Source organism: Fervidobacterium sp., from assembly GCF_059913585.1.
Genome location: NZ_DBOLZL010000017.1, coordinates 36,317 through 59,939 on the forward strand (window position 1 = coordinate 36,317; position 23,623 = coordinate 59,939).

Annotated in this window: 24 protein-coding genes; 19 read left to right on the plus strand and 5 right to left on the minus strand. The window is 37.4% G+C overall.

Going from position 1 to position 23,623, the window contains the following annotated elements; all coding sequences use genetic code 11:
- Positions 1-13: 13 nt before the first annotated feature.
- The 5 genes from AC3M61_RS06735 to AC3M61_RS06755 form a co-directional block, all read right to left on the minus strand.
- The gene (locus AC3M61_RS06735) at positions 14-505 is read right to left on the minus strand and encodes an NfeD family protein (RefSeq protein WP_500780108.1); all 492 of its coding nucleotides are present in this window, start codon (positions 503-505) and stop codon (positions 14-16) included.
- 99 nt (positions 506-604) lie between these two features.
- Positions 605-1,417, minus strand: coding sequence for an HD domain-containing phosphohydrolase (locus AC3M61_RS06740; protein ID WP_029684095.1), 813 nt, complete (start codon positions 1,415-1,417; stop codon positions 605-607).
- A 33-nt stretch (positions 1,418-1,450) separates the two neighbouring features.
- Positions 1,451-3,382 (minus strand): threonine--tRNA ligase, encoded by a 1,932-nt coding sequence (gene thrS, locus AC3M61_RS06745; RefSeq protein ID WP_029684094.1) that lies wholly within the window; start codon positions 3,380-3,382, stop codon positions 1,451-1,453.
- The gene (locus AC3M61_RS06750; protein ID WP_500780109.1) at positions 3,379-3,789 is read right to left on the minus strand and encodes a hypothetical protein; all 411 of its coding nucleotides are present in this window, start codon (positions 3,787-3,789) and stop codon (positions 3,379-3,381) included. Before AC3M61_RS06750 ends, thrS begins: the two co-directional genes overlap by 4 nt.
- A gap of 37 nt (positions 3,790-3,826) precedes the next feature.
- Complete coding sequence (locus tag AC3M61_RS06755; protein WP_500780110.1) at positions 3,827-4,369, minus strand: HD domain-containing protein; 543 nt, start codon at positions 4,367-4,369, stop codon at positions 3,827-3,829.
- Positions 4,370-4,506: 137 nt separating this feature from the next.
- Between AC3M61_RS06755 and AC3M61_RS06760 the strand changes: the two genes are divergently transcribed.
- The 19 genes from AC3M61_RS06760 (at position 4,507) to argF (ending at position 23,621) form a co-directional block, all read left to right on the plus strand.
- Entirely contained in the window at positions 4,507-5,358 is an 852-nt protein-coding gene (locus AC3M61_RS06760; protein WP_500780111.1) for a PHP domain-containing protein, read from the plus strand.
- A gap of 28 nt (positions 5,359-5,386) precedes the next feature.
- Complete coding sequence (locus tag AC3M61_RS06765; RefSeq protein WP_500780112.1) at positions 5,387-7,333, plus strand: ATP-dependent helicase; 1,947 nt, start codon at positions 5,387-5,389, stop codon at positions 7,331-7,333.
- A 5-nt stretch (positions 7,334-7,338) separates the two neighbouring features.
- Positions 7,339-8,181 (plus strand): DUF72 domain-containing protein, encoded by an 843-nt coding sequence (locus tag AC3M61_RS06770; protein ID WP_500780113.1) that lies wholly within the window; start codon positions 7,339-7,341, stop codon positions 8,179-8,181.
- A complete protein-coding gene (locus tag AC3M61_RS06775) occupies positions 8,138-8,812 on the plus strand; it encodes an RNA polymerase sigma factor (RefSeq protein ID WP_500780114.1) in 675 nt (224 codons plus the stop codon). The genes AC3M61_RS06770 and AC3M61_RS06775 overlap by 44 nt, the downstream gene beginning before the upstream one ends.
- The gene (locus AC3M61_RS06780) at positions 8,793-9,188 is read left to right on the plus strand and encodes a hypothetical protein (RefSeq protein ID WP_500780115.1); all 396 of its coding nucleotides are present in this window, start codon (positions 8,793-8,795) and stop codon (positions 9,186-9,188) included. Before AC3M61_RS06775 ends, AC3M61_RS06780 begins: the two co-directional genes overlap by 20 nt.
- Positions 9,189-9,362: 174 nt before the next feature.
- Positions 9,363-9,968, plus strand: coding sequence for a hypothetical protein (locus tag AC3M61_RS06785; RefSeq protein ID WP_500780116.1), 606 nt, complete (start codon positions 9,363-9,365; stop codon positions 9,966-9,968).
- Positions 9,949-11,550 carry a radical SAM protein gene (locus AC3M61_RS06790; RefSeq protein ID WP_029684099.1) on the plus strand — a complete coding sequence of 534 codons (1,602 nt, stop codon included), beginning with the start codon at positions 9,949-9,951 and terminating at the stop codon, positions 11,548-11,550. The genes AC3M61_RS06785 and AC3M61_RS06790 overlap by 20 nt, the downstream gene beginning before the upstream one ends.
- A gap of 149 nt (positions 11,551-11,699) precedes the next feature.
- Positions 11,700-14,732 carry an S-layer homology domain-containing protein gene (locus tag AC3M61_RS06795; protein ID WP_500780117.1) on the plus strand — a complete coding sequence of 1,011 codons (3,033 nt, stop codon included), beginning with the start codon at positions 11,700-11,702 and terminating at the stop codon, positions 14,730-14,732.
- Between the two features lie 33 nt (positions 14,733-14,765).
- Positions 14,766-15,767 (plus strand): ABC transporter permease, encoded by a 1,002-nt coding sequence (locus AC3M61_RS06800; protein ID WP_500780118.1) that lies wholly within the window; start codon positions 14,766-14,768, stop codon positions 15,765-15,767.
- 23 nt (positions 15,768-15,790) lie between these two features.
- Positions 15,791-16,672 (plus strand): ABC transporter ATP-binding protein, encoded by an 882-nt coding sequence (locus AC3M61_RS06805; protein WP_500780119.1) that lies wholly within the window; start codon positions 15,791-15,793, stop codon positions 16,670-16,672.
- Between the two features lie 15 nt (positions 16,673-16,687).
- Positions 16,688-17,824: an ABC transporter permease gene (locus AC3M61_RS06810; RefSeq protein ID WP_500780120.1), complete on the plus strand. Its 1,137-nt coding sequence runs from the start codon at positions 16,688-16,690 to the stop codon at positions 17,822-17,824.
- A 30-nt stretch (positions 17,825-17,854) separates the two neighbouring features.
- Positions 17,855-18,745, plus strand: a complete 891-nt coding sequence (locus AC3M61_RS06815; RefSeq protein WP_500780121.1) for a phospholipase D-like domain-containing protein — start codon at positions 17,855-17,857, stop codon at positions 18,743-18,745.
- A gap of 6 nt (positions 18,746-18,751) precedes the next feature.
- A complete protein-coding gene (locus AC3M61_RS06820) occupies positions 18,752-19,759 on the plus strand; it encodes an L-threonylcarbamoyladenylate synthase (RefSeq protein WP_500780122.1) in 1,008 nt (335 codons plus the stop codon).
- 40 nt (positions 19,760-19,799) lie between these two features.
- Positions 19,800-20,360, plus strand: coding sequence for an ATP-dependent protease subunit HslV (gene hslV / locus AC3M61_RS06825; protein WP_500780123.1), 561 nt, complete (start codon positions 19,800-19,802; stop codon positions 20,358-20,360).
- 7 nt (positions 20,361-20,367) lie between these two features.
- Positions 20,368-20,667, plus strand: a complete 300-nt coding sequence (locus tag AC3M61_RS06830) for a DUF503 domain-containing protein (protein WP_448378802.1) — start codon at positions 20,368-20,370, stop codon at positions 20,665-20,667.
- Positions 20,668-20,705: 38 nt separating this feature from the next.
- Positions 20,706-21,284: a bis(5'-nucleosyl)-tetraphosphatase (symmetrical) YqeK gene (gene yqeK, locus AC3M61_RS06835; protein ID WP_500780125.1), complete on the plus strand. Its 579-nt coding sequence runs from the start codon at positions 20,706-20,708 to the stop codon at positions 21,282-21,284.
- An 11-nt stretch (positions 21,285-21,295) separates the two neighbouring features.
- The gene (locus tag AC3M61_RS06840) at positions 21,296-22,021 is read left to right on the plus strand and encodes a hypothetical protein (RefSeq protein WP_500780126.1); all 726 of its coding nucleotides are present in this window, start codon (positions 21,296-21,298) and stop codon (positions 22,019-22,021) included.
- 46 nt (positions 22,022-22,067) lie between these two features.
- Positions 22,068-22,520: a hypothetical protein gene (locus AC3M61_RS06845; protein WP_500780127.1), complete on the plus strand. Its 453-nt coding sequence runs from the start codon at positions 22,068-22,070 to the stop codon at positions 22,518-22,520.
- A gap of 159 nt (positions 22,521-22,679) precedes the next feature.
- The gene (gene argF, locus AC3M61_RS06850; protein WP_014451518.1) at positions 22,680-23,621 is read left to right on the plus strand and encodes an ornithine carbamoyltransferase; all 942 of its coding nucleotides are present in this window, start codon (positions 22,680-22,682) and stop codon (positions 23,619-23,621) included.
- Positions 23,622-23,623: the final 2 nt, after the last annotated feature.

Here is a 23,623-nt window from a genome sequence, read left to right on the forward strand (position 1 = left end):
TTTAGGTTTGGAATTATTCTAAATTATCTGACTTGTTCTCTTCCTTTAAGTTCTCAGACTCTTTCGGTATAAAAAGTGGGCGAACAACGACATGAGCTCCCTCCACTTTTTCGATTATCACCTTTTCTCCGCTTGGTATCACTACATCGTCGTTAACAGATACAGCTCGCCACATATCACCGCTTACTTTTACTACACCTTTTCCCAATTTATTATCAATGTGTTCTATAACTACTGCCTCTTTTCCAATAATTTCATCAACATTGATACTTCTTACTTCTTCACCTGTTATTTTTTTGGCAAGTTTTCTTGTGGACAAAACAAGTATACCCGACACAACTATGAATGTAAGAAGCTCGAAGATTGTGTTCTCATAAAAATAAGCAACGATGGCGGCTGCTAAGCTACCAAGCCCAAACCAGAATACAAAAAAAGTTGGTGTAAATATCTCTAAAACCATTAGTAGAACACCCAAGATAATCCAAAACGCTACCGGTGAAATCATAAGATCCCCCCTTAGAAGCCGTGTTGGAAAAGGTAAAAAACAAATATACACTGTTACAACTCACTCCAGTCTTTTCCAACTACGGGTCATAACTAAAAACTACTCAATACTTACGTTATGAACATCTCTCATAAAATTTACAAATTGCTCGACGATTGCTGGGTCAAAGAATGTTCCTGATAGATTCTTTATTTCCTTTACCGCTTGTTGTGGAGTTTTAATTTCGCTGTCCCAATCAGCCGATACAAAATTTGTTACTTCGTCGTAGTAATTCAAGATAGCAATTATTCTCGCAAAGTATGGTATCTCTTCACCTTTCAGTTTATCTGGGAATCCTTTTCCATCCCACCGTTCATGATGGTGTCTGACGGTTGGGATATATTTCCACAGGCTTTCGTGTATTGTTAGATAAATAGTTCCCATCATCGGATGGTCCTCGTAGTGAGCTTCAAATGTTCTTAATCGCGTTGGTGAATAAAGCATCAGTTGTTCAATGGCGATTTTGCCAACGTCATGCAAAAATGCATGATTCCTAAGTTCTTGAACTTTTGATTCATCCCATCCAAGATACCGAGCAAATTCTTCAGCTAGCTTGGCAACCCGTTGAGAATGGGAAAATCCATTCTTGTCTTCTACCTCTGTTAGGACGATTATATTTACAAAAAGCGACCTCAAGAGTTCTTCTATTTGTTTGTCTTGGGGTGCAAACAAACCTGCCTTTTTCGCATAGTATTGTAAGATAAAACCATAATCGGATTCGTTATCTTCAAATTGCGCTATCATTTTTCCGTTTTCTCTTATGACTATATAACCGTTCTCTTTCGATAAACAAATTCCTTTACTTGGATCCTCACATATTGGTTCTTTGCCAAACGCCTCTTTGAAAAGTTTTATGAGTTCTTCCGGTAACAAATTCCCACCACCTTTTTTTGCCGATAGTTCAAATCAGTAAGCCAGAGATATACTTCTGGAATTTATTTCCCCCGTAATCTTTGTTATGAATTCTTCAACTTCCACATCGTGAATGTCTCTTCCATCACGTGTCCTAACTGAGATTTTCCCGGCTTCTTTCTCTTTCTCTCCAACAATTATCATATATGGCACTTTCCTTATTTGATTTTCCCTTATTCTGTACCCAAGAGTCTCGTTACGGTCATCAAGTTCTACCCTTATCCCGTTTTTGTCAAACTTTTCTGATAGTTGCTTTGCATAATCAACATACTTTTCTGAAACAGGTAATATAACAACCTGAACCGGTGCAAGCCAAGTTGGAAATGCACCAGCATAATGTTCAATAAGAATACCGAAAAATCTTTCAAGGGAACCGTATAGCGCTCTGTGAATCATAACTGGTCTTTTCTCTGTTCCATCGGCATCTTTGTATGTGATATCGAAGCGTTCCGGCATTTGGAAATCTACCTGGATAGTTGCACACTGCCATTCTCTTCCAATCACATCTTTAACATGGAAATCAATCTTCGGACCGTAAAATGCACCCTCGCCTTCGGCAACAACGTACGGAACTTTTGTTTCTTCTAAAGCATTCCTAAGCGCTTGTGTAGCTTTTTCCCAGGTTGCCTCATCACCCATGTGGTCTTCAGGCATCGTGCTGAGTGTTGCACGGTATGTGAAACCAAAAATGCTGTAGAGTTCGTCGATGAATTTAACAACGTTGGTGACCTCTGCCACAACCTGGTCTTCTCTACAAAATATATGTGCATCATCTTGTGTAAACGTCCTCACTCTCAATAGTCCGTGTAAAACCCCGCCACGTTCGTATCTGTGAACCCTACCGAACTCAAACAACCTGATTGGAAGGTCTTTGTATGAAACAGGTTTGTTTTTGTAGATGAGTATGTGTCCGGGACAGTTCATCGGTTTTACAGCATAGGTAACTTCTTCTTTTTCTGTGAAATACATATTGTTTTTGTAGTGGTCCCAGTGTCCACTTTGACGCCACAGTTTTTCGTGCATTATTAAAGGAGTTCCCACTTCTTTGTAGCCGTATTTTTTGTGCAACTTTCTTGAAAGATTCATAAGTTCCAAAAGGACTGTCATACCGTACGGTAAAAATATCGGCATACCTGCTGCAACATCGGTATTTATAAAGAACAAATCAAGTTGAGGTCCGAGTTTTCTGTGGTCTCTCTTCTTTGCTTCCTCAAGCATCTTCAGATAATTTTCAAGGTCTTCCTTTTTAGCAAAGGCTGTACCATAGATTCTTTGGAGCATAGGATTTTTTTCGTTACCTCGCCAATAAGCACCAGAAACAGAAAGCAGCTTAAAATGCTTCACTTTGCCAGTACTTGGTAGATGTGGTCCACGACAAAGGTCAATGAATTCTCCTTGTTTGTAAAAACTCACTTTTTCATCAGGAATTTCTTCTATGAGCTCTACTTTATAAACCTGACCCCTTTGCTTCATTAGTTCTATTGCTTCGGCTTTTGGTAGTTCGAATCTTTCTATTTTCAAGTCCTCTTTGATTATTTTCTTCATCTCTTCTTCTATTTTCGTTAAGTCTTCTTCCGTTATTTTCGCGTCTTGAATGTCAAAATCGTAGTAAAACCCGTTTTCAATAGTTGGACCAATGCCAAGTTTAACTTTGTCAGCGCCGTAAATTCTCATAACAGCTTGAGCCATTATATGTGACATCGTATGTCTGTAAATTTCTGCCGCTTCTGGTTCTTCTAACTTTACTATTTTCAACTCGCAATCGAAGTCGATAGGTCGGTCCAAGTCCCATAACTGACCGTTAACCAAAGCTCCTGCAGCATTCCTCCATAGCCCCTCGGAAATTTCTCTCGCTATTTGACCCGGTGTTACAGGTCCATCGTAAATTTTTATACTTCCATCAGGTAATCTCACTTGCATAATCATCGGGCACCTCCAAACTCGAGTTTTTTGTATATGTAAACAAATAAAGCGCAATTTACTAGAAAACCGTAAAGTAAAGCAAATGGTTTAAAAAAGTAGTATGGAAGCAAGAATAAAACCGCCTGTAGTAAAGATGCGCTCCAAGGATAGTAAAATGTATCTCTATACAATTCTATCACAATAATGACAGATGTTATGATAACCCATATAATTGTCAATCTCTGATATGAAAAACTTTGGTAAAAAAGAGAAAACAAAAACAGTCTTATTACTTTCGACTTTAAGCTTCTTTTATCAATTTCTGGAAGAGATTCGAGAAGAAAATACAATGGCACAAGTGTAAAATATTCCCTGAAAACATTATCAACGAAAACCGAGATAACAGAAACAACCCACAGTGTAAATTCCATATTCACACCTCAACACTTTAAAATGGAAGCCAAAACTTTACAGTCCTATCTGCTCAGCTATCCCTTTCATGGCTTCTAGAGCAAGCGAGTAAAATTCTTCTAATGTCAGCCCGATATTCTCGCAAGATTTCATCTGGTCCCGATTTGCACCTTTTGCGAATCCTTTTTCTTTAAACCTGTTTAGCAGAAACGGAACGTCAACAAAGGCGAGTTTCTTTTCCGGTCTTATCAACGCAGCAGCTACTATGAAACCGCTAGTTGGGTCAACCGCATAAAGCGCTTTTTCCATAAGGGTTTCTGGCACTTTCTTTTCACAGTGTGCAAGGATGGCATCTTTTATTTCCTTGCTTACAGAATCACCAAGAATTTCAACACTTTTGAAACCATGTTCTTCTGGTTTATCTTTTGTATAATCATAATCAAGGTCGTGTAGCAACCCTGCAAGTCCCCAAGTTTCTTCATCTTGTCCGAAATGGCGGGCTAAACGCCTCATAATGGCTTCACAAGCTAAGCAATGATTAATCAGGTTTTTGTTGGATAAATGTGTTTTAAGTAGCTCCAGTGCTTCTTCTCTTTTCAAGGCAATCCCTCCATCCCAGAACTGTTTTCAAATTTTATTTGTTGTGTAGCTATCTTTAATTAAGTATACCACAAAACGTGGTATAATAAAACGTGAAATTTGAAAAAGAGATATTAAACTTATCTGGAGGGATTGCTTTGGTTCTGGATCTTCACACTCATACAACCGCATCAGATGGTACTCTAAAGCCCATGGAACTTGTGGAAAAGGCAAAGCTAATAGGATTAGAGGTGTTGGCGATAACTGACCATGATACAATAACGGGGTTCCATCAAATTGATGACACTGTTTACAAAGACCCAAAGTTGTTACTTATTCGAGGAGTGGAAATCAGTGCGGAATATCCAACTGATAGCCTGCATATCTTAGGTTACAACTTCGCCAATTCGGAAAGAGTTGAGAAAGTATTGAATGATTTAATCGAATATCGCAACAAAAGAAACGAGCTGATTCTTGAAAAGATGAATCAACACGGATTCAAAGTTACAATGGAAGAACTAAAAAAAGTGGCAAAGGGCAAGGCAATTGGTAGACCTCACTTTGCCCGTTTGATGGTGGAAAAAGGATACGTGCATAGCATGGACGAGGCGTTCCAAAAATATCTAAAAGACGGGGGATTATTTTTTGTTGAGAAAAAAAGACTGAAACCAGAGGAAGCTATCGAACTGATAAAAGAATCAGGTGGTATTGCCATACTGGCACATCCCTACCAAGCACTCCACGAGGGTAAACCTTACCCAATAACTCCGGACATTGAAACTCTGGAGGATTTGATTAAGTATTTGGTCTCAAAAGGTTTGGACGGTGTAGAGGCGTATTATTCGACACATTTGCCAGGTCAAGTAGAAGAATTATTGAGAATCGCGGAAAAATACGATTTGGTGGTCACCGCAGGAAGTGACTTCCATGGAGATAACAGACCCAACATAAAGCTTGGAATGAACATCCCATATAGACATATCGGTAAGTTCTTATCCAGACTGTTCTGAAAATAAGTATACAAATGGTGGTGTGATGATGAGTCGAGATAGAGAAATTAAAGAATACAAGTTAGAAAATAGGAATGGGACAACTGAGAAAATAATCAGCGAGATAATGAACGAGCTCGACGCTGAGCAAAGGAATGCCGTTTTAAACTCCTTTGGTAAGAGTGTTGTCATAGCGGGTCCAGGTAGCGGAAAAACCCGTGTAATTACTTACAAAATTGCATATCTTCTCGGAAATGGAGTAAAACCTTCAGAGATACTCTTGGTTACATTCACTCGAGCTGCAGCAAGAGAGATGATAGAGCGAGCACAAAAAGTAGCTAAAAGAGAACTTTCTGGTATGCTCGCAGGAACATTTCACCATGTGTGTAACGTGTTGCTCAGACGTTATGGGTCAAGTATAGGTATTAAACCAAACTTTACAATCCTAGACGAAGATGATTCTGTAGATTTGATGAAGTTAGTCAGAAGTCGTTTTGTAACTTCAAAGCAGATGAGTAAAGCACTCCCAACTCCAAACGAGCTTTACTCACTCTATTCTTTTATGAACAACACCCTTCAAACCCCATACGAAGTCATAGTTAAACGTGCAAAAAGATGGGTAAACGTCATTGATGTGATTGAAAATATATATAAAGAGTATGCCATTGAAAAAGAAAAACAAAACGTCTTAGATTACGACGACTTGTTACTTAAGATGCTTATGCTTCTCGAAGAAAAGCCCGATGTTCGTGAACGTATTTCATCTCAATTCAAATGGATTTTAGTTGATGAATTCCAAGATACAAATATACTGCAATTAAAAATTGTTCAGCTTTTAAGTCAGGTACACAACAATCTCTTCGTAGTAGCCGACGATGCACAAAGTATATACTCATTCAGAGGGGCGCGATTTGAAAACGTAAAAGAAATCATGGAAGGTGCTAATGTGTTTAAAATACAAACCAACTACAGAAGCACAGACAAAATAGTTGAGTTAGTGAATTCTATGATACCGAGGTCGTCAGTGCCTAAGAAGTTAAGAGCTGTTCGTTACAGTTCCCAAAAACCCGTAATTGTTAATACTTATGACCATTTTGACGAAGCACGATTTGTTGCTCAAAGAATTATCGAACATGTGAATGATGGTGCAAACTACAGTGATATAGCAGTAATCTATAGAGCCCATTCTCACTCGTTGGAATTACAGCTGGAGCTTTCAAAAAACAACATCCCTTTCAAACTACTCTCAGGTCTTAGGTTTACGGAAACTGCTCATGCAAAGGATGTTATAGCATTTTTGAAGATTTTGGAAAATCCTTACGAGGTTATTTCATGGATGAGAATCCTGAAAATGCTTGAAAACGTAGGAGATGTAAAAGCTGAAAGGATTGCGAATGAAATAACATCGACAGAAGACCCTATAGGACGGTTCTTAAGTCTTAATGTTAAAAGTGATAATATAGATGTGCTGAAAAACGTTATTTACAACTCTCTTGGTAAAGGTCCAAGTGAGCAGATAAGAAATTTCTATGAAGGTTTTTATCAAAGCATTCTTGAATACCACTACCAAGATTTCCGAGACAGAGAGGAAGATATTGAAAGGCTTATTGAAATGGCATCGTTTTACAATTCTACAGAGGAATTCTTAAGTGAGTTAATAATATCTGAAGCAAGAGAGGCTGAACTTGACACAAACGAAGATGAAGGCGGGAAAGTTACATTGACAACAGTCCATCAAGCTAAGGGGTTGGAGTGGAAGATAGTCTTTGTCATAGGTGTCAATCCTGGTGATTTTCCACACTTCTTGGCTCTGAAAGATGGTTCACTTGACGAAGAAGAAAGGCTGTTTTATGTTGCAATAACCAGAGCTAAAGATATGCTTTATATAACTCATTCCGTTTTTTCTAGAAGTGACTACTTTAGGACCGGAAAAATAGAACGTGACTTTGTTGAGGATATACCTCCTTACTTAGTTGAATACTGGAGGGTCAGATAAAGAAAATGGACGAAAAAGAAAAACGTGTCATCTGGTTTATCGGCACAAGCGGTTTTTCGTTCAGTGACTGGGTTGGAACAGTTTATCCGGATTATATTAAATCTAGCGAGATGTTCAATTACTATTGGCAGAATTATGGTTTCAACGCAGTAGAGTTAAACTACACATTCTACCAAATGCCGTCATATAGAACCATAGTATCTTTATTGAGAAAGTCGCCTCCAGGTTTCAAATTCGCAGTAAAACTTCATAGTTCTATAACACACGACGGAAATATAGAAAATCTCGAGGAGTTCGTAAAGAACACAAATATTATAAAACAGGAAGGTAAAATGGTAGGTTACCTTGCCCAATTTCCGTATGCGTTTAAATACTCTAGTGAACATGTTGAGTTTTTAAAGAAGCTTGCTGAAGAAATAACAAGTAAGGATACTCAACTTTTCATAGAGTTTAGAAACTCGACGTGGGCAAAAAGAGATGATGTTTGGATTTTGATGAAAGAATTCAGTCCTTATCTCCACATAGTTGTAGTCGACCTTCCGAGATTACCAGGTCTGTATCCTTTTAATACTGAGTACAATGCAAACGAAGATACTACGTATATCCGGCTGCACGGCCGAAATCCGAACTGGTTTACTGCTGACGAAAAAACACGTTATGATTACAATTACTCGGAATCCGAGCTGGCAGAGATTGCTGGAGAACTTTTTTCGTTACCTTCAACAAAGCGATTTGTTTTCTTCAATAACTGCTACCGTGGACAGGCTTTGAAAAACGCTGTAATGTTTAGAACCCTTGTAGGTGGTGAGAAAATTGGAATCTTCCAAATTTTCGGAGATGAAGAATAATTCGGATATTGAACGATTTGAAAAAAACAATGGTCAAAATAATTGGAACGATGAGAAAAAGTTAATAAGAGCTTTGGCAAAGGGTGATGAAGAAGCTTACAGATATTTGTATAGAACCTACGCTCCAAAAATAGGCGCTTTGGTTAAAAGTTTCTTAGGTTCAGATGATATTGACGATGTGATTCAAGAAGTTTTTCTTCGAGTTTATAAAGGCGTCAAAAAATTTCGTGGTGATTCTAAGTTAGCAACATGGATATACAAAATAACAATGAACGTATGTAACAACCTATATAAGAAGCTAAAACACAGAAGTATACTGACTGATTTTGAACAATCAACGGATGACGAAGAGTTCCCTGAATACCATAGTCAGGTCAGTTCTGAAGATGATATTAAAAAAATCTTGTCACATGAGGAAGTTTTGCAAAAGTTGAACGAAGCCTTGGCTAAATTGGACCCTGAAGATAGAGCCATTTTGTACATGAAAGAAGTTGAGGGCTTAACATACGCAGAAATTGGAAAAATAATTGATAAACCAGAGGGAACAATAAAGAGTAGGTTACATTATGTAAAAAGGCAACTAAGAAAGCTTTTAGGGGAGGCATTAGGCGATGAGCAGGAAGAACCATGAAAACTTTACACATATGGGAGAATACAATCTTGTTGCAAAGTTTATCGCTAAGGAGTATTCCTACAAACCTGGTCCATTGATGGAAGAAAAGATTATTCGAAAGATAAAGAGAAATAAGCTGAAAAGAATATTTTTTAAAATGGGAATCGTAGTTACTATTGCATTTGTAATATTGTTCACAAAATTCGAAAGTGCGCAATCTTTTAGAATCAAGCAAAACTTTTCATCAATCCAACAGAGGATTGAAAATCAAGAGCCCGTCTCTTCGAATTTGAAAACATTAACAAACGGTCAGAACACGTATGAGAACCACATGAACGACCTGCTTTTTAAAACTCTGAGGTACACAGCTATAGCGAGCGATGGAGATTGGTAATACTCAAATCCTTTCTAAAAGTAAGGTGAGGTCAGCGTGAATGAAAATAAACTAAAGAGGAGTTATTTGCTTTTTGCCTTTTCTGTTTGTTTTCTAATTTATTTTCCCACGGTTGCTTACTCTGATGGGTACTACGTTCGTATGGTATACGAGACTTGCAAAGCTGGTACATTTATGCGTTCTGAAGAAGTTTACGAAAGCGGCGACTATAAAATTGTTATTGTTTCAAGCCCTGAATCTTTTGTTTGGGTAAAACTGAAGGATAAGTATTACATAGGTGATTCAAATGTGCTGATGCGCACTTTCCAAATTAAAGATCTTTCAGATATCGCTTACGAGTACGTAAAATCCAAGAAATTAGACATATCAAAAGATGGTGTGTACAAATTTGTCGAAGAGTTTTTTGCCTTGGAAATCTTCGTCGTGTCTGGCGAAATAATGCGCGTTGTTCGAAAAGTTGCAGATGTAACAACGACTATGTACATTAACAAGTTTCCAAAGCAGTTTGATATAAAGAGCTTGATTGGTAAATACAAACTTGTGGATGACACCCCACTCCCCGAAGAGCTGTACTCCCTTTCAAAGTTTTTCCTTTGGGCAACAACGTCAGAAGGGAAGGACTTTATAAGAATCTCAGGGTATGACAAAGAAGGAAAAGCTCTCGAGTTAGAAATCAATAAAATATCTGGAGAATTCAAAGTTGGAAACTATTACGTAAAGCTGATTAAAGTATCCGAAAATATTGCAAGGGAGATTAAGAATGCGTTGCGCAATTATTGATGGTTACGTTGACGAACCCGCGGTTTTGGGCGTTCCACCTTACATAAGCACCTACGTTAGATACGTTGCAGGAGTATTTTGGCTAAAGGGATATGATGTGGACTATTTTACGATAGACGATGTGCGTGCCAAGGACCTTTGGCACGCATTTTCTCGCTATGACTACGTCGTTATAATTGGTGGCACTACCGTACCGGGAAAGTACATCGGAGGAACACCCATAACACCTCGAGAAGCAAACAAAATATTTGCCAACTCGAGAGCGTCCTATAGAATATTGATGGGTGCCATCGCAAGGGCATTTGCAGCATCTGGGGGAAAAGTTGCAAAAGAAACATCAGATATCGAATCCGATGAATTTGTTGATGATATTGGAAAGTGGGTCTCTGAAACACTTTCAGAAGACTATACAAAGGCGATAAGAATAGCATCTCAGATAGGAGCTGCAATCGTAGTCCAGCATCCGAGATTTCCAAATATCATCGCTGAAATAGAAGTCTCCCTGGGTTGTGAACGCAGAACGTATTGTACGTTTTGCACAGAACCTTTACTCCATAAAAGATTTTTCTCTCGACCTACTCAGGATATTGTTGACGAAGTGACCGAGTTATACAAACAAGGCATTCGTGCATTTAGACTTGGAAGAAGTGCAAACATAATTGCCTTTGGAAGTGATTGGAATTCAGGTTCAATAAATCCATTAGCTGTTGAAGAACTCTACAGTGGTATAAGAAGTTCGTGTCCAGAGATTAGAGTATTACATACAGACAATGCAAACCCTGCTTACATCTCCAAAAATCTCCCACATTCAGCAAGAATAATTGAAACCATTGTTAAACACAACACCGCAGGAGACATCTTATCATTTGGAGTGGAGAGTTTTGACTCTATTGTCAGGAAAAAGAACAATATAGATGGGGAAGTGGAAGACATCGATACTGCCGTAAGGGTGGTCAATGAAATCGGGGGAATTAGAGATAACAACGGTATTCCAAAGCTACTTCCAGGAATAAATCTGATATTTGGATTATTTGGTGAGACAAAGAAAACTTATGAAATAAACTACAAAAAACTGCTGGAATATCTTGAAAATGGATTGTTACTAAGAAGAATAAACCTTCGCCAGTTGATAATTTTCCCAGGTACCCCTATCTATTACCTTTCTAAAAGGAAGACGCTAAAGATAAACAAACAACTTTTCGAACACTATAAATATCTTATTAGAAATAACGTTGACACCCCAATGCTTAAAAAGGTATTCCCTCCCGGGAGTGTTATAGAAAATGTCATTCCAGAATTTAAGGAAGGCAAAGTCACATTTGGCAGGCCGCTCGGCACATACCCTATTTTGATAGGTGTTCCTGCTGATTTCGAGGTCCCTTCAGACATTGTTGTGGTAGGGCATGGTCACAGGTCATTAACGGGTGTCAGAAGAGTTCCTCTATCTGAATTGAGTTTTGAAGAATTAACTTCGATACCAGGTATTGGTTCCAAGAATGCACACAGGATAAGAGCAGGAGACTTTTCAACACTGGATATTCAAACTTTGGAGTTTATACAAAAACATTTTACAAGCAACTGAATTGTAACTTTATGAAACGAAAAACTGTGATTTCAAGAATGCTTAATATAAATTATCTGCTCTAAAAATTCTCATTGTCAAAATTGGGAATATGTTTGTTATAATTGAATAGAAACAGTATCAGAACTTCCACCAAGGGGGGCATACATATGAACAAGAGTGTTTGGGGAAGGGTAGTTGTTACGTTCATGCTTTTTGTTTCCGTGCTTTTGCATGGAGAATACAAAGACGTTCCGCAATCACATTGGGCTTACGAAGCTGTTGAAAAATTGACGAATGTGGGCATTTTCTCAGGTTTTCCTGATGGGACATTTAGAGGGAACGAAACTGTAACAAGGTTTCAGGTTGCTATGCTACTATATAGGTTGTATTCTTTATTTGATTCGAGCTTAAGGGAAATTGATAGCAAGGTATCAAGCATTCAAGCAAGATTTTTCGACATACCACAGCAAAGTCAAATTTCAGATATTAAGCAGTCTGTTGAAATACTCAAAAAAGAGCAAAACGACCTAAAATCAAATTTCAAAAGTGATATAGAAGAACTTAGAGCGTCTTTAAACAAGCTTTCACAGGACTTGAAGAAAGTATCCGAAGATCTTAAAGGTTATGTTTCAGCTCTTAATAAAACAAACAATTCTCTTAACGCTGTAGATCAAAAAGTAGACAAATTAAGTGCAACTCAAGAATCCTTGAAGACATCCTTAGAAGAACTAAACAACAAATACTCAAATTTAAGTTCCCGTTTGGAAACCCTTGAAAAATCTTCTAAAACCCTCTCAGATTCGATATCAAAGATAAATAACACATTGAAGGAACTTGAAATGGCCTTGAATTCCAGGTTGAAAGAACTTGAAAGTAGTCTTCAAGTCCAGAAACCTACCTCTGAAGATATCCTCACAGTTGAAACAGAAATTAAAGAGTTGAGAGAGAGATTGTCGTTGCTGGAACTTTTAAAAGTGGACGTTGAAAAGTTAAATAACAAAGTTATTGAAATCCAGAATTCGATATCAGAGCTCAGAACTCTAAGAGAAAAAGCGATTCCTCAGCGGTCTCACCCCTTAAACGAAGAAGATATATCAAAAGTACTTGCGGAAATCAATATGATACAGGAAACTCTAGCCAACCTTTCAAAGAACGACGAAGATATTCAAAACCAAATCAATCTTATTAAACAGTCTGTAGATAGGGTCTCTAAAGCTCTTGAAGATTTGCTTGGCGAAAACCAGGAGATAAAGAAAAGACTCGATGAATTCTCAAAGGAAATCCAAAAACTTTCAGACAAGACTTCAGTAAAACAAGAAGAAGAAACCAGTGTTCAGCTTGCTTCCGAACTAAAATATAGCGAAACAATAATCGAAGAACTCAAAGTAAAAATCCTTGAAAGTGCTGAAATTAAAGCCCTCGAAGAAAGTTTAAAACGATTATCAAGTATCGAGGTTACCATAAATTCTTTAGTAGAAAAGGTAAAACTATTGGAGGATAAATACCAAACAGATGAAAATTACACTAAAAAAGATGAAATTGAGGAACTTAGGTTGGAGGTAGAGTCAATCAAAGAGTTGATTACGGAACTCCGATTGGTTCCTGTTGATAGCACTAGAGTCCAAGCCTTAGCTGAAGATATTCAAAGGAAAAACAAAAGAATTGATGAACTCGAAGCAAAATTGCAAACTATCTCTGACAAATATACCGAACTTTCAAAAATAACCGACGACTTATCTTTAAAGTTAGCAAATATATCTTCAAGGCTTGCTCAGGAATCAAGTTATCAAGCCCTTTTATCAGAAGTAAACTCTTTGAAGGATAAAGTCAAAAAAGTAGAAGACGAAGTCCAAAAAAGAGCGACAACCGCTCAACTTAATTCCGTTAACCAAAACGTTCAAAAAGTATTATCTATGGTTTTGGATCTCCAAGACAAAGTAAAAGAAATTCAAAATAGATTGCAAAATTTAGAAGTTCCAAAAGAAAACGTAAACAAAGACACAGATACTGCGACGTATCAAACTACAAATCAGCCTGAAACAAACTATGTCAGCATAAATGCTGAGCTCAGTGATTTAAAAAACAGATTTGACTTGATAACAAAATCAATTGATGATCTCAAAACGCAAACCACAATGCTTACTAAGAGTGTTGAACTACGCGACGATAAAGTATCAGCACTGGAAGCAAAATGTGACGCACTTACACAGAAAGCAAAAGAAACTGACCAAGAAATCGCAAACATGAAAATAATAATTTCAGATCTAGAAGGAAGGATTCAGAAGCTGGAAATTCATCAACAGGAACTTTCCAAAGAAGATTTTGATAAAATGCTTTCAATAGTTTCTACACTCAGTGAAAGGTTGTCAACTATTGAACCAAACTTTGAGCTTTTGGCAAGAAATTTCAATGAACTCGACAATAGAACAAAGGAATTTGCTACATTAATAGATGAACTAAACATTGCTCAGCAAATGTTAAAAGATGAGCTTTCGAATTTAAAGTACACTCTGAGCAAATATGAGACAAAGATAGATGACTTACTTGATAAGTTCAATACTCTCGAACTTTCTGTAAGAAAAACCAACGAGGCTCTAGCAAACAACACAGAAGTTTTGACAAAACGCTTAGAGGAAGAACATGAGATTATTTCCAAGATACAAAGCGAGCTTTCAAACATGGATAGAAAAATTTCCGGATTTGAAGCTTTAATTGAAACACTAGCTACCAAAGACACAGTAGATGAAAAGTTAGATGATATGGAAACAAGAGTTTCTGAAAAACTCAACGAACTAAAAAACAATATGTTTGAAAAGATTAAAGAAGTTGAAGGCACGCTAACCGAAAAGATTGGGAAAATTGATCTGGCTCAAAAAACAACACACGATGAGTTTTTCAAAGTTAAACAAACGGTTGAAAGGAATTCAAACGATCTAAGTAAACTGAAAGAAGAAGTTGAAACTTTGAGGCGGTCCGTTCAACAAAATCAAGAACACATAACCTTCACCAACGAAGAAATGAAAAAACTTGCTGAAGGCAAAGTAGACCAAGAAGAGTTATTACAAATTTCGGACTCGATTAATGATTTACAGAAACAACTAAAGGAACTAAAGTCAGAGAATGAAAATCTAAAAAGCTGGTTAGTTATTTTCGGCTTAACGATAATTGGTATAGCTACTTACTTAGTAATAGGAAAGTAAGGTGAAAACAGACTGTAAACAGGAGTGTAGAAGATGTTATTTTACTCTTTTCTCCTACTAAACCTTAGGAACAGGTTCTTGTTTTTCATGAACATTCTTCTTCCTATTGTCTTTTTAATTTTGTTTGGAGCAGTGTTTGGAAAGCAACAGACGGGAGCGTCTGTTGCTTTTTATTCAGACAGGGAATTGGATATTGACTTTGAGAACTGGACTAAGCTTTCAACTGTTCCAACAAATGAAGAGATAAAAAGTAACCCGTACGATGCTATTATCATTGGCAAGGATGGAAAAATCCAGGTTTTTTCAAAGTCAAATCTTCTGCAAATTGATTATGAACTCCAGGTTTTTAAACTACGGTATATAAGTAAGGGCTCAACCATGCCTGTGGAAGTTGTATTGAACGATGTAAAGGTTGGAAAAGAACTGACATCTCTTGAGTATATAATGATAGGGGTTATCGCTATTTCTTTACTTTCTGTTGGAATGAATGCAGGAGTTAGTATTTACTCTGAGTACGTAAGATACGGACTTTTCAAAAGACTTTCCGTAACCCCAATCTCTTCTTTAAAACTGCTCTTGAGCTGTGCTAGTGCTAATATGATAACGGGAATCATTTCGTCTTTTGCTGTACTTCTACTTTCAAAGGTTATATTTCGTGCAAACCTCATTGTAGGGCCCTCACAATTACCTGAATATTTGTTGGTTGTAGTTAGTTCCGTGTTGGTAAACCTCGCACTTGGTACGATAATAGGACTCTTATTCAAAAACGCAGCACAAAGTGTTGCACAAATAATCTACACCATTTTCATCTTTTTCTCAGGTGTTTACTTTCCAATAGACTTCTTACCGAAGACCCTTCGTTTAGTTTCTTATCTCACAACACCAAGGTACGTGCATCTGTTATTTCAAAAAGTTTACAATATACCTGTATTCGATAATTTCAGCTTCTATATGATAAACATCATCTTCATTTTTTCGGGAATAACAATTGCAAGCATTGCAACGAGGAAATTTTTGCGTTCTGAGAATAGATAGCTAACTTTTGGTAGGTGATACAAGTGGCAGAAAATGATTTGGTGCTCGTAGCTACAGACCTTAAGAAATATTACCAGTCGGTAAAAGCCGTAGATGGAGTTTCGATAGAACTGAAGAAAGGAGAAATCATTTCTATACTTGGACCAAATGGAGCGGGTAAGACAACAACCGTTGAAATGCTCGAAGGCCTGAGGAAACCCGATAGTGGTCGAATAGTCTATTTTGAAAAATACGAAAAAATAACGCATGAAGTAAAAGAGAGAATAGGAGTTTGTCTACAGGAAAACTTCTTTTTCGAAGAACTCACTGTACTTGAGACCATTAAATTGTACGCATCGTTTTACAACACAAAAGTGGAGTTAGAAGAGATAATTGACACATTCCAGTTACGCGAAAAACTGAAAGCAAGAATTAAACATCTCTCTGGTGGACAGAAGCAAAGATTAGCAGTTGCACTGGCATTTCTGAATAATCCCGATATCGTCTTCTTAGACGAACCAACAGTCGGCTTGGACCCACAGGCAAGAAGACACCTTTGGGACGTGATTTTAAAATACAAAAGGGAAGGAAAATCTATAATTCTTACAACCCATTATATGGAAGAAGCGCATCAACTATCAGATAGGGTATATATCATGGACCGCGGAAAGATTATTGCTCACGGAACACCCCAGGAACTTATTTCATCGTCAGGATTAAACTCTGTCATCGAGTTCCCAAAACAGTATGTAGACAAGATAAACCTCGAAGGGATGATAATTTCAGGGGAATACGCTTACGTTTCCGTAACAGACCCAATTCCTATTATCGAAAAGCTTCTGGCAGTCAACGTCAGAAACTTCGTGCTAAGACATCCCACTTTGGAGGATGTCTTTCTTAAACTCACAGGACGTAAAATTGACTAAGGGTAGGAGAATTGTATGAAAGCTACAAAAACAAAAAGTTCGCTCGAATTGTTTGCTTCTGTGTTTAAGCAATTTTTCTTAAGGTCGAAAGAATCGGTTTTTTGGTTGGTAATATTTCCAACGGTATTGTTTTTGATTCTTACAACTATTTTTGGAAACATTGAGGAAAATGTGGAGCTAAAAGTTAAAATTCTCGGAGAAAGTAAAATATTAGAAAATGTATTCAGTGACATCAAACAATTCCAGGCAGAATTCATAACCTTTGCAGACGATGTCGAAAAGTCGTCCAAGTTGAAAGAGTTAGATAAAGAGTTGCGTTCTGGAAAACTCCATGCTTTTGTAGTGCTTCCAAAAAACTTTGATTCAGAATTTTCAATAGCAACAATTCTTCAAAAAACAAAGTTCCAAAGAAAAGTAGAAGTTAATATCTACTACGTTCCTGTAAGACAGGAGTCAAAACTTGCTGGTGATATCCTATCAAGTGTTTTTAATTCCCTTGGAACGAGGGAAGTAGTCACTGTTGAAACATACAAACTATCCGAAGGTGAGTTTGAATACAACGAATTTATCTATCCCGGAGTCGTTGGAATGGCAATACTGTCCGTATTCATTTTTGGTTTTATGGGCGAAGTCGAATACCTCTACAGAAGGGGTGTGTTACGCAGATTTTACACTACACCAGTTAATATCATCAATATACTTATTTTCACAGCCATTGTTAACATGATTGAACTAATTTTAGGAATATTAGTACTTAGTTTATTTGCGAACTTAAAAGGTGTTGATGTTGGTAAGTACTTACCTTCAATGGTTTTGCACATTTCATTAGCTTGTGTTTTACTAACGTTGTTAAGCCTGAATGTTTTGATTTTTTCTAAAAACAAACCATCCAGAGTTTTTGTTTTTGGACAGATATACTTCCAAGTTCAGATGTTTGCAGGTGGTTTTTACTTTCCTCTGAAGTTTGCAAATCCGGTAGTTAAAAACTTCGCACGTTTTTTACCACTAACGTATACCGTTGATGCCATACGCTTAGCAAAAAACTTAAATGGTTTCGAGAAAGGTCATATTATTGTTCCGATAGTATACATAGTGCTCTTAGGAATTAATCTGTTAATATTCTCAAAAAGACTTAAGGTTGCCGAAGAATGATAATATGTGAACATAGAGGCTGAAAAGAAAATGAGGAAAGACGTAGGAATAATAATATTCTCTGTAATCTCAGTACTTACCCTCGTATTCTTAATCCAAAAGCACAACGCAAATCCAAACATCTCCGTGCATTTTACTGAAACAGAGACACTGACAAATTTTGTTTTAGAATTCATGAATTCTTCTGATACTTTCCTTTACGTATCCGCGCTTGATGTGAGTCATCCTATAGTTCTTTCTGCCCTCAAAAAGTTACAAGAAAACGGCGTTGATGTTAGGGTTCTTAGTGAAAAACCTGTTGTTGGACTTCGTTCGAAACTCGATGCTTCAAAGGGGTTGCATCATGTAAAGTTTATGGTAAACGACAATGGTGTAATATTTGGCTCTGCTAATTTTAGTGTAAGTGGTTTAGAGACAGGCCTAAATGATCTTATTTTGTTTCCTAAAAATTATAGCGAGAGATTTAAAGAGTTCTTCCTAAACCTATGGGAATATGGTAAAATTGGAAGAGTCAAAGGTTTCTTGGTTTCGCCTGTAGATAATCCCGAGGAAAAGGTACTCAAAGCTATACAGAAAGCTCGCAAGAGAATATACATTTGCATGTACGCATTTACCGATGAAAATATACTAGCTTCGATTAAATGGAAACAAAGCCAAGGAATAGATGTGCAAATTGTAACTGACAAATGGTTTTTAAGAAGTCGCATATCGAAATATCTTCGAGGTAATTGCAAAATCATCAATAGAACCATGTTACATCACAAATTTATTATAGTTGATGATGAACTATTCACAGGGTCAACAAATTACACAGAAAGTGGCTTTCACAAAAATGTTGAGATGATTTGGAATACAAAAGACCGAAGGATTGTTAAGATGTATGAACAAATTTTCAAAGCATTGTTGAATGGGAGTTGGTAAGAATAAATGAATGGAAATACAACAAAGACAAAAGTAATTAAAATTTCGGATTTGTATAACGATGATATCCAGTATGCTTGTGATATTCTTAAAAATGGTGGTTTGGTGGCATTCCCTACCGAAACAGTGTATGGACTTGGCGCTTGTGCATTAAATCCTGCGGCTGTTAAGAAGATATTCGAAGTAAAAGGCAGACCCCAGGATAATCCTTTGATAGTTCACCTTGCTTCACTCGATCAGGTGAACGAAGTAGCTTATGTTGAGGAAAAGTATCTTAATATAATCAAAAGACTATCCCCGGGACCTGTTACTTTTGTTCTTAAAAAAAAGTCTATTATTCCACCTGAAGTAACCGCTGGATTGGATACGGTAGGTGTACGTATTCCCGCTCATCCCATTGCACAACGATTGGCTCAATGTGCAGGACCAATAGCAGCACCCAGCGCGAATTTATCAGGCAAACCTAGTCCGACAGATGCGAAAAGTGTAATAGAGGATTTATTTGGCCTTGTGGAATGTATTATCGATGCAGGAGAAAGCGCTTTTGGCATAGAATCAACTATCATCGACTTAACAAAAGAAAGACCGCTTGTCCTTCGCCCTGGTCCTGTTACTATCGAAGAGCTGAACGAGATATTCAAAGAATTTGGAGGGGTTGAATTTTACATCCCTAAATCAGATGAAAAGCCACTCGCACCTGGCATGAAATATCGTCATTACGCTCCAGAGAAAACTTTAAAAATGGTTGAACCTGAGAAAATTCAAGAATATGCTAATAAAGACGTCTTAATTTTGTGTACATTGGAAACTTGTGAAAAGTATCTAAGAAATGCTAACAATGTACATATAATTGGAGCATATGCAAAGCCGTACACTATCGCACAAAATCTCTACAAAAGTTTAAGACTTGTGGATAAGAGTCCTTATCCTGAGGCTGTGATTGAGAAATTGCCTGAAGAAGGTATATTTTTCTCGATAATGAATAGGATTAAGAAAGCTGTTTCAAAGTCTTGAAAATCGGTTAGTATCAAGTCTCAGTAGGAGGGAAAAAGCTATGACTGCATCTTTCGAAACACGAGAAAATCTTTGGCATTCAACCACCGTCATAGCAGTTAGAAAAGATGGAAAAGTGGTAATGGCTGCTGATGGTCAAGTAACCTACGGAGCAACTGTGATGAAAGGCACCGCTAAGAAAGTCAGAAAAATTGGAGATGGAAAAGTCCTTGCTGGATTTGCCGGTGCAGTCGCGGATGCAATGACATTGCTCGAAAGGTTTGAAACAAAATACCGTGAATGGAACGGAAACTTATTGAAAGCTGCTATCGAACTTGCAAAGGACTGGCGAATGGACCGAGCACTAAGAAGGTTAGAAGCAATGCTTATCGTAGCTGACAAAGAACACCTATTGATTCTTTCAGGAACTGGTGAAGTAATCCAGCCAGACGAGGATGTAGCTGCTATCGGTTCAGGAGGTCCTTACGCATTAGCCGCAGCAAGAGCTCTACTTAGAAATACTCAACTTGATGCTAGAAAAGTTGCAGAAGAGGCTATGAGAATTGCCAGTGAGATATGTATATACACAAATGAAAACATAACTATAGAAGAATTGGAGTAACATATGCGTGGACGTGATAGAACCTATGGTTGTTGCGTATGGGAACATACTTATTAGACTTTTTGGTGTTAATTCTTTAAAAGAAAAGCGTAGTATTGTAAGAAGTCTCGTAAACGATTTAAAAAAACAGTTCGAAATCTCTGCCATAGAATCAGGAAGGCAAGATTCAAAAGATTACGTGCTTATAGGTATTGCCTTTGCAACCCTTAGCGAATCAGATGCTGAAGCAAAATTTGATACTATAGAAAACTATGTAGAAGGCCGATATACTATAGAAGAATTCACCTATGACTACCATCATTTTTAAACTCAGTTCTCAAAAGATGTAACCTGAGGAGGTAACCTATGAACGCTCGATTCATTGCAGACGAACTGAAAACATTAGTTGGTAGGTTGGTAAAGCCTGAAAGAATAGAACACGTGAACGGTGTTGTTGAGTTTTGTTTCAAATTAGCAAGAAGGTATAACTTGGAAAGTGATAAATTAGAAATTATGGCACTTGCTCATGACCTTTTTAGAGATTTACCTGCTGAAAAGCTAAAAAAGATTGCCAGTAGCTATGGTATCATTACGGAAGGTGTTTATGAAAAACGTCCTATCCTTTTACATGGACTAGTTGCTGCTGAGTTTCTAAAAAGAAAATACAAAATTGCTGACACAGATGTTCTTCTGGGAGTTGCTTACCACACGTCAGGTCATCCAGATTTTGGCACATATGCAAAAGCCCTCGTGTTAGCTGATTCCCTGGAATTCACAAGGTATTATGAGAAAGTTAATCAACTTAGAGAAATAGCTTTCTACGATTTGAACATCGCCTATTTCGAGATAATTAAAAACAAAATCATATACGCAGTGACTCATAACCTCTATCTACTACCACTTACAATAGAAACATGGAATGAATTAGTTGAAGGGAAGGAGTGAAAGTTCAAACTATGAGAACAAACAAAAGATACGTTGGTAAACAAAAAAGACAAACAGAAGGGGCCTCTGCAAAGATTGCGTTGCTTGTTTTAGGCGCCATTCTTCTAGTCGCTGGTCTTTATTTTGGTATCAAAATCATGACTGTAAGAAATTCCCCGGATTTTGATTTAAACAAGACTTCTGTATATTACTTTGTTTACCCAGTAAACACTGCCAACATTGAGGCAGTGGTGAGTAGACAAATCACAAACAAGCTCTTTATAGTGAATGGTGAGAAAAGAACGATTTACATAATTGATATCCCACCAACGATTTTTATCAATTCAAAGAAGTTAGATTCAGCAAAAGCAAGTCCAAGGGATTTTCTAACGTATTTTATCGATTTATTAGCCCTGAAATCAGATTACTCTTACGTTGTTTATCAAAAAGAAGATTTTTTTAAGAAGCTGAAAGTAAGAGACATGAATCAATTAGTTGAAACCTACAGCAAACGTGGGCTCAAGTTTTTAGACTATTTATCTTTGCAAAGTCAAATAACTGCATTACGTCCAGAGTCTGCGATTACAGAAGCAGCACTTGCTAAATTTTACTATTCGCTTGGAAGATTCAGTATCGAGAGTGTTCAAATTCCATTGCTTACAACAATGCCAATTAAGATTACAGTCGATGGAAGCGTTTACTACAGGACCTACTTAGACGAAGAGAAACTAAATGAACTTGTAAGTAAATTTAAATAACTGGTTTCTTAGAACATTCAAAAAAAGCTTGAGAAGGAGGGTTAGTATGAAAAAGGCGTTTATTGTTGTAGTTATGTTTTTCATGTTTTCCCTGGTCTTTTCTTTTGAATTGAACATAGGAACGTTTTATTCCTTCACTCAAGATTTTTTGTTCGCGGTTGAGCTGAATTCCTTTTCACAGCTAGAAAACGCTCCAAATACTACCACCGGTTTTACCGCAATGGTTTTATCAAACCTTTCTGACAGTACGCTTGGTATGTTTGGCGGTATTGCTAAATATGATATTCAACTCAACTTTGGAAAGGTTTCTCTTTACGGAGCGGGTGGAATGCTCTTTCCTGTGACAGATTTTGGTTTTGAAAAAATAACGAGCATAGTTCGTGTTGGTGCAAAATATTACGCTGGAGACATTGTTTTTAATACTGGTATTTTTTCATTCTATTTGTCAGATAATTCAAAAGTTGAAGGTGTTGAATTTCTTATCGGTTATACCTTTTAAGTACTGATTTTCTGAGCATTTTTTCGTATGGTTTTTCACCCGCTGTTTTGCAAGAGTATGCGCTTGAAATGAAGGCTTGAAAAGTAGAGATTATTCGTGTAGTATAATTCACAGCTATCAGACCATGACTCTTCAAAAACTCCAAGGGAGGTATGACGTATGGCAGTAAATATGAAAGGACGCTCCATTCTTTCACTGATGGACAACACACCAGAGGAAATACGTTACCTGCTTGACATTGCAAAACAAGTTAAAGCAGAAAGCAGAGCAGGAATTAGACACCAGAGATTTGTGGGGAAAACTCTTGCTTTGATTTTTGAAAAAAGGTCAACAAGAACTAGGCTAGCATTTGAAACTGCTTTTGCAGAAGAAGGTGGGCACCCCATCTTCCTTTCCATCCAAGACATACAACTTGGAGCTAAGGAATCCATTGAAGATACTGCAAGAGTGCTTGGTAGAATGGTTGATGCCATTGAATTCAGAGGTTTCAAACAAGAAACGGTTGAAATTCTTGCAAAGTATTCAGGTGTTCCCGTTTACAATGGTTTAACTGACCTCTTCCACCCAACTCAGGTTTTGGCAGACCTTCAAACTATAGAAGAAGAGTTCGGAAGATTAAAAGGAATTAAGCTTGTTTTCATGGGTGACGGAAGAAACAATATGGCAAACTCCCTCATGGTTGGAGCGGCAAAGATGGGCATGCACTACGTTATTTGCTCACCAGAATCTCTTAGACCGGAAAAATGGCTCGTCGACGAATGTATGAAGTTCGCTAAAGAAAGTGGTGCAACGATCGAATTTACAGATAATCCAGACGAAGCAGTAAAAGGCGCAGATGTTATCTACACAGATGTTTGGGCATCCATGGGTGAAGAGGACAAAGCCGCTGAAAGAAGAAAATTGCTCCAGCCATACCAAGTTAACGAAGAGCTAATGAGAAAAACAGGTAAGCCAGAAACAATCTTTATGCACTGTCTACCGGCGGTAAAAGGTGAAGAAGTTACATTCGAAGTAATTGAAGGAAAACAATCGAGAGTCTGGGACGAAGCTGAGAACAGAAAACATACAATTAAGGCGATACTTATTGCCACATTGCTCTGATT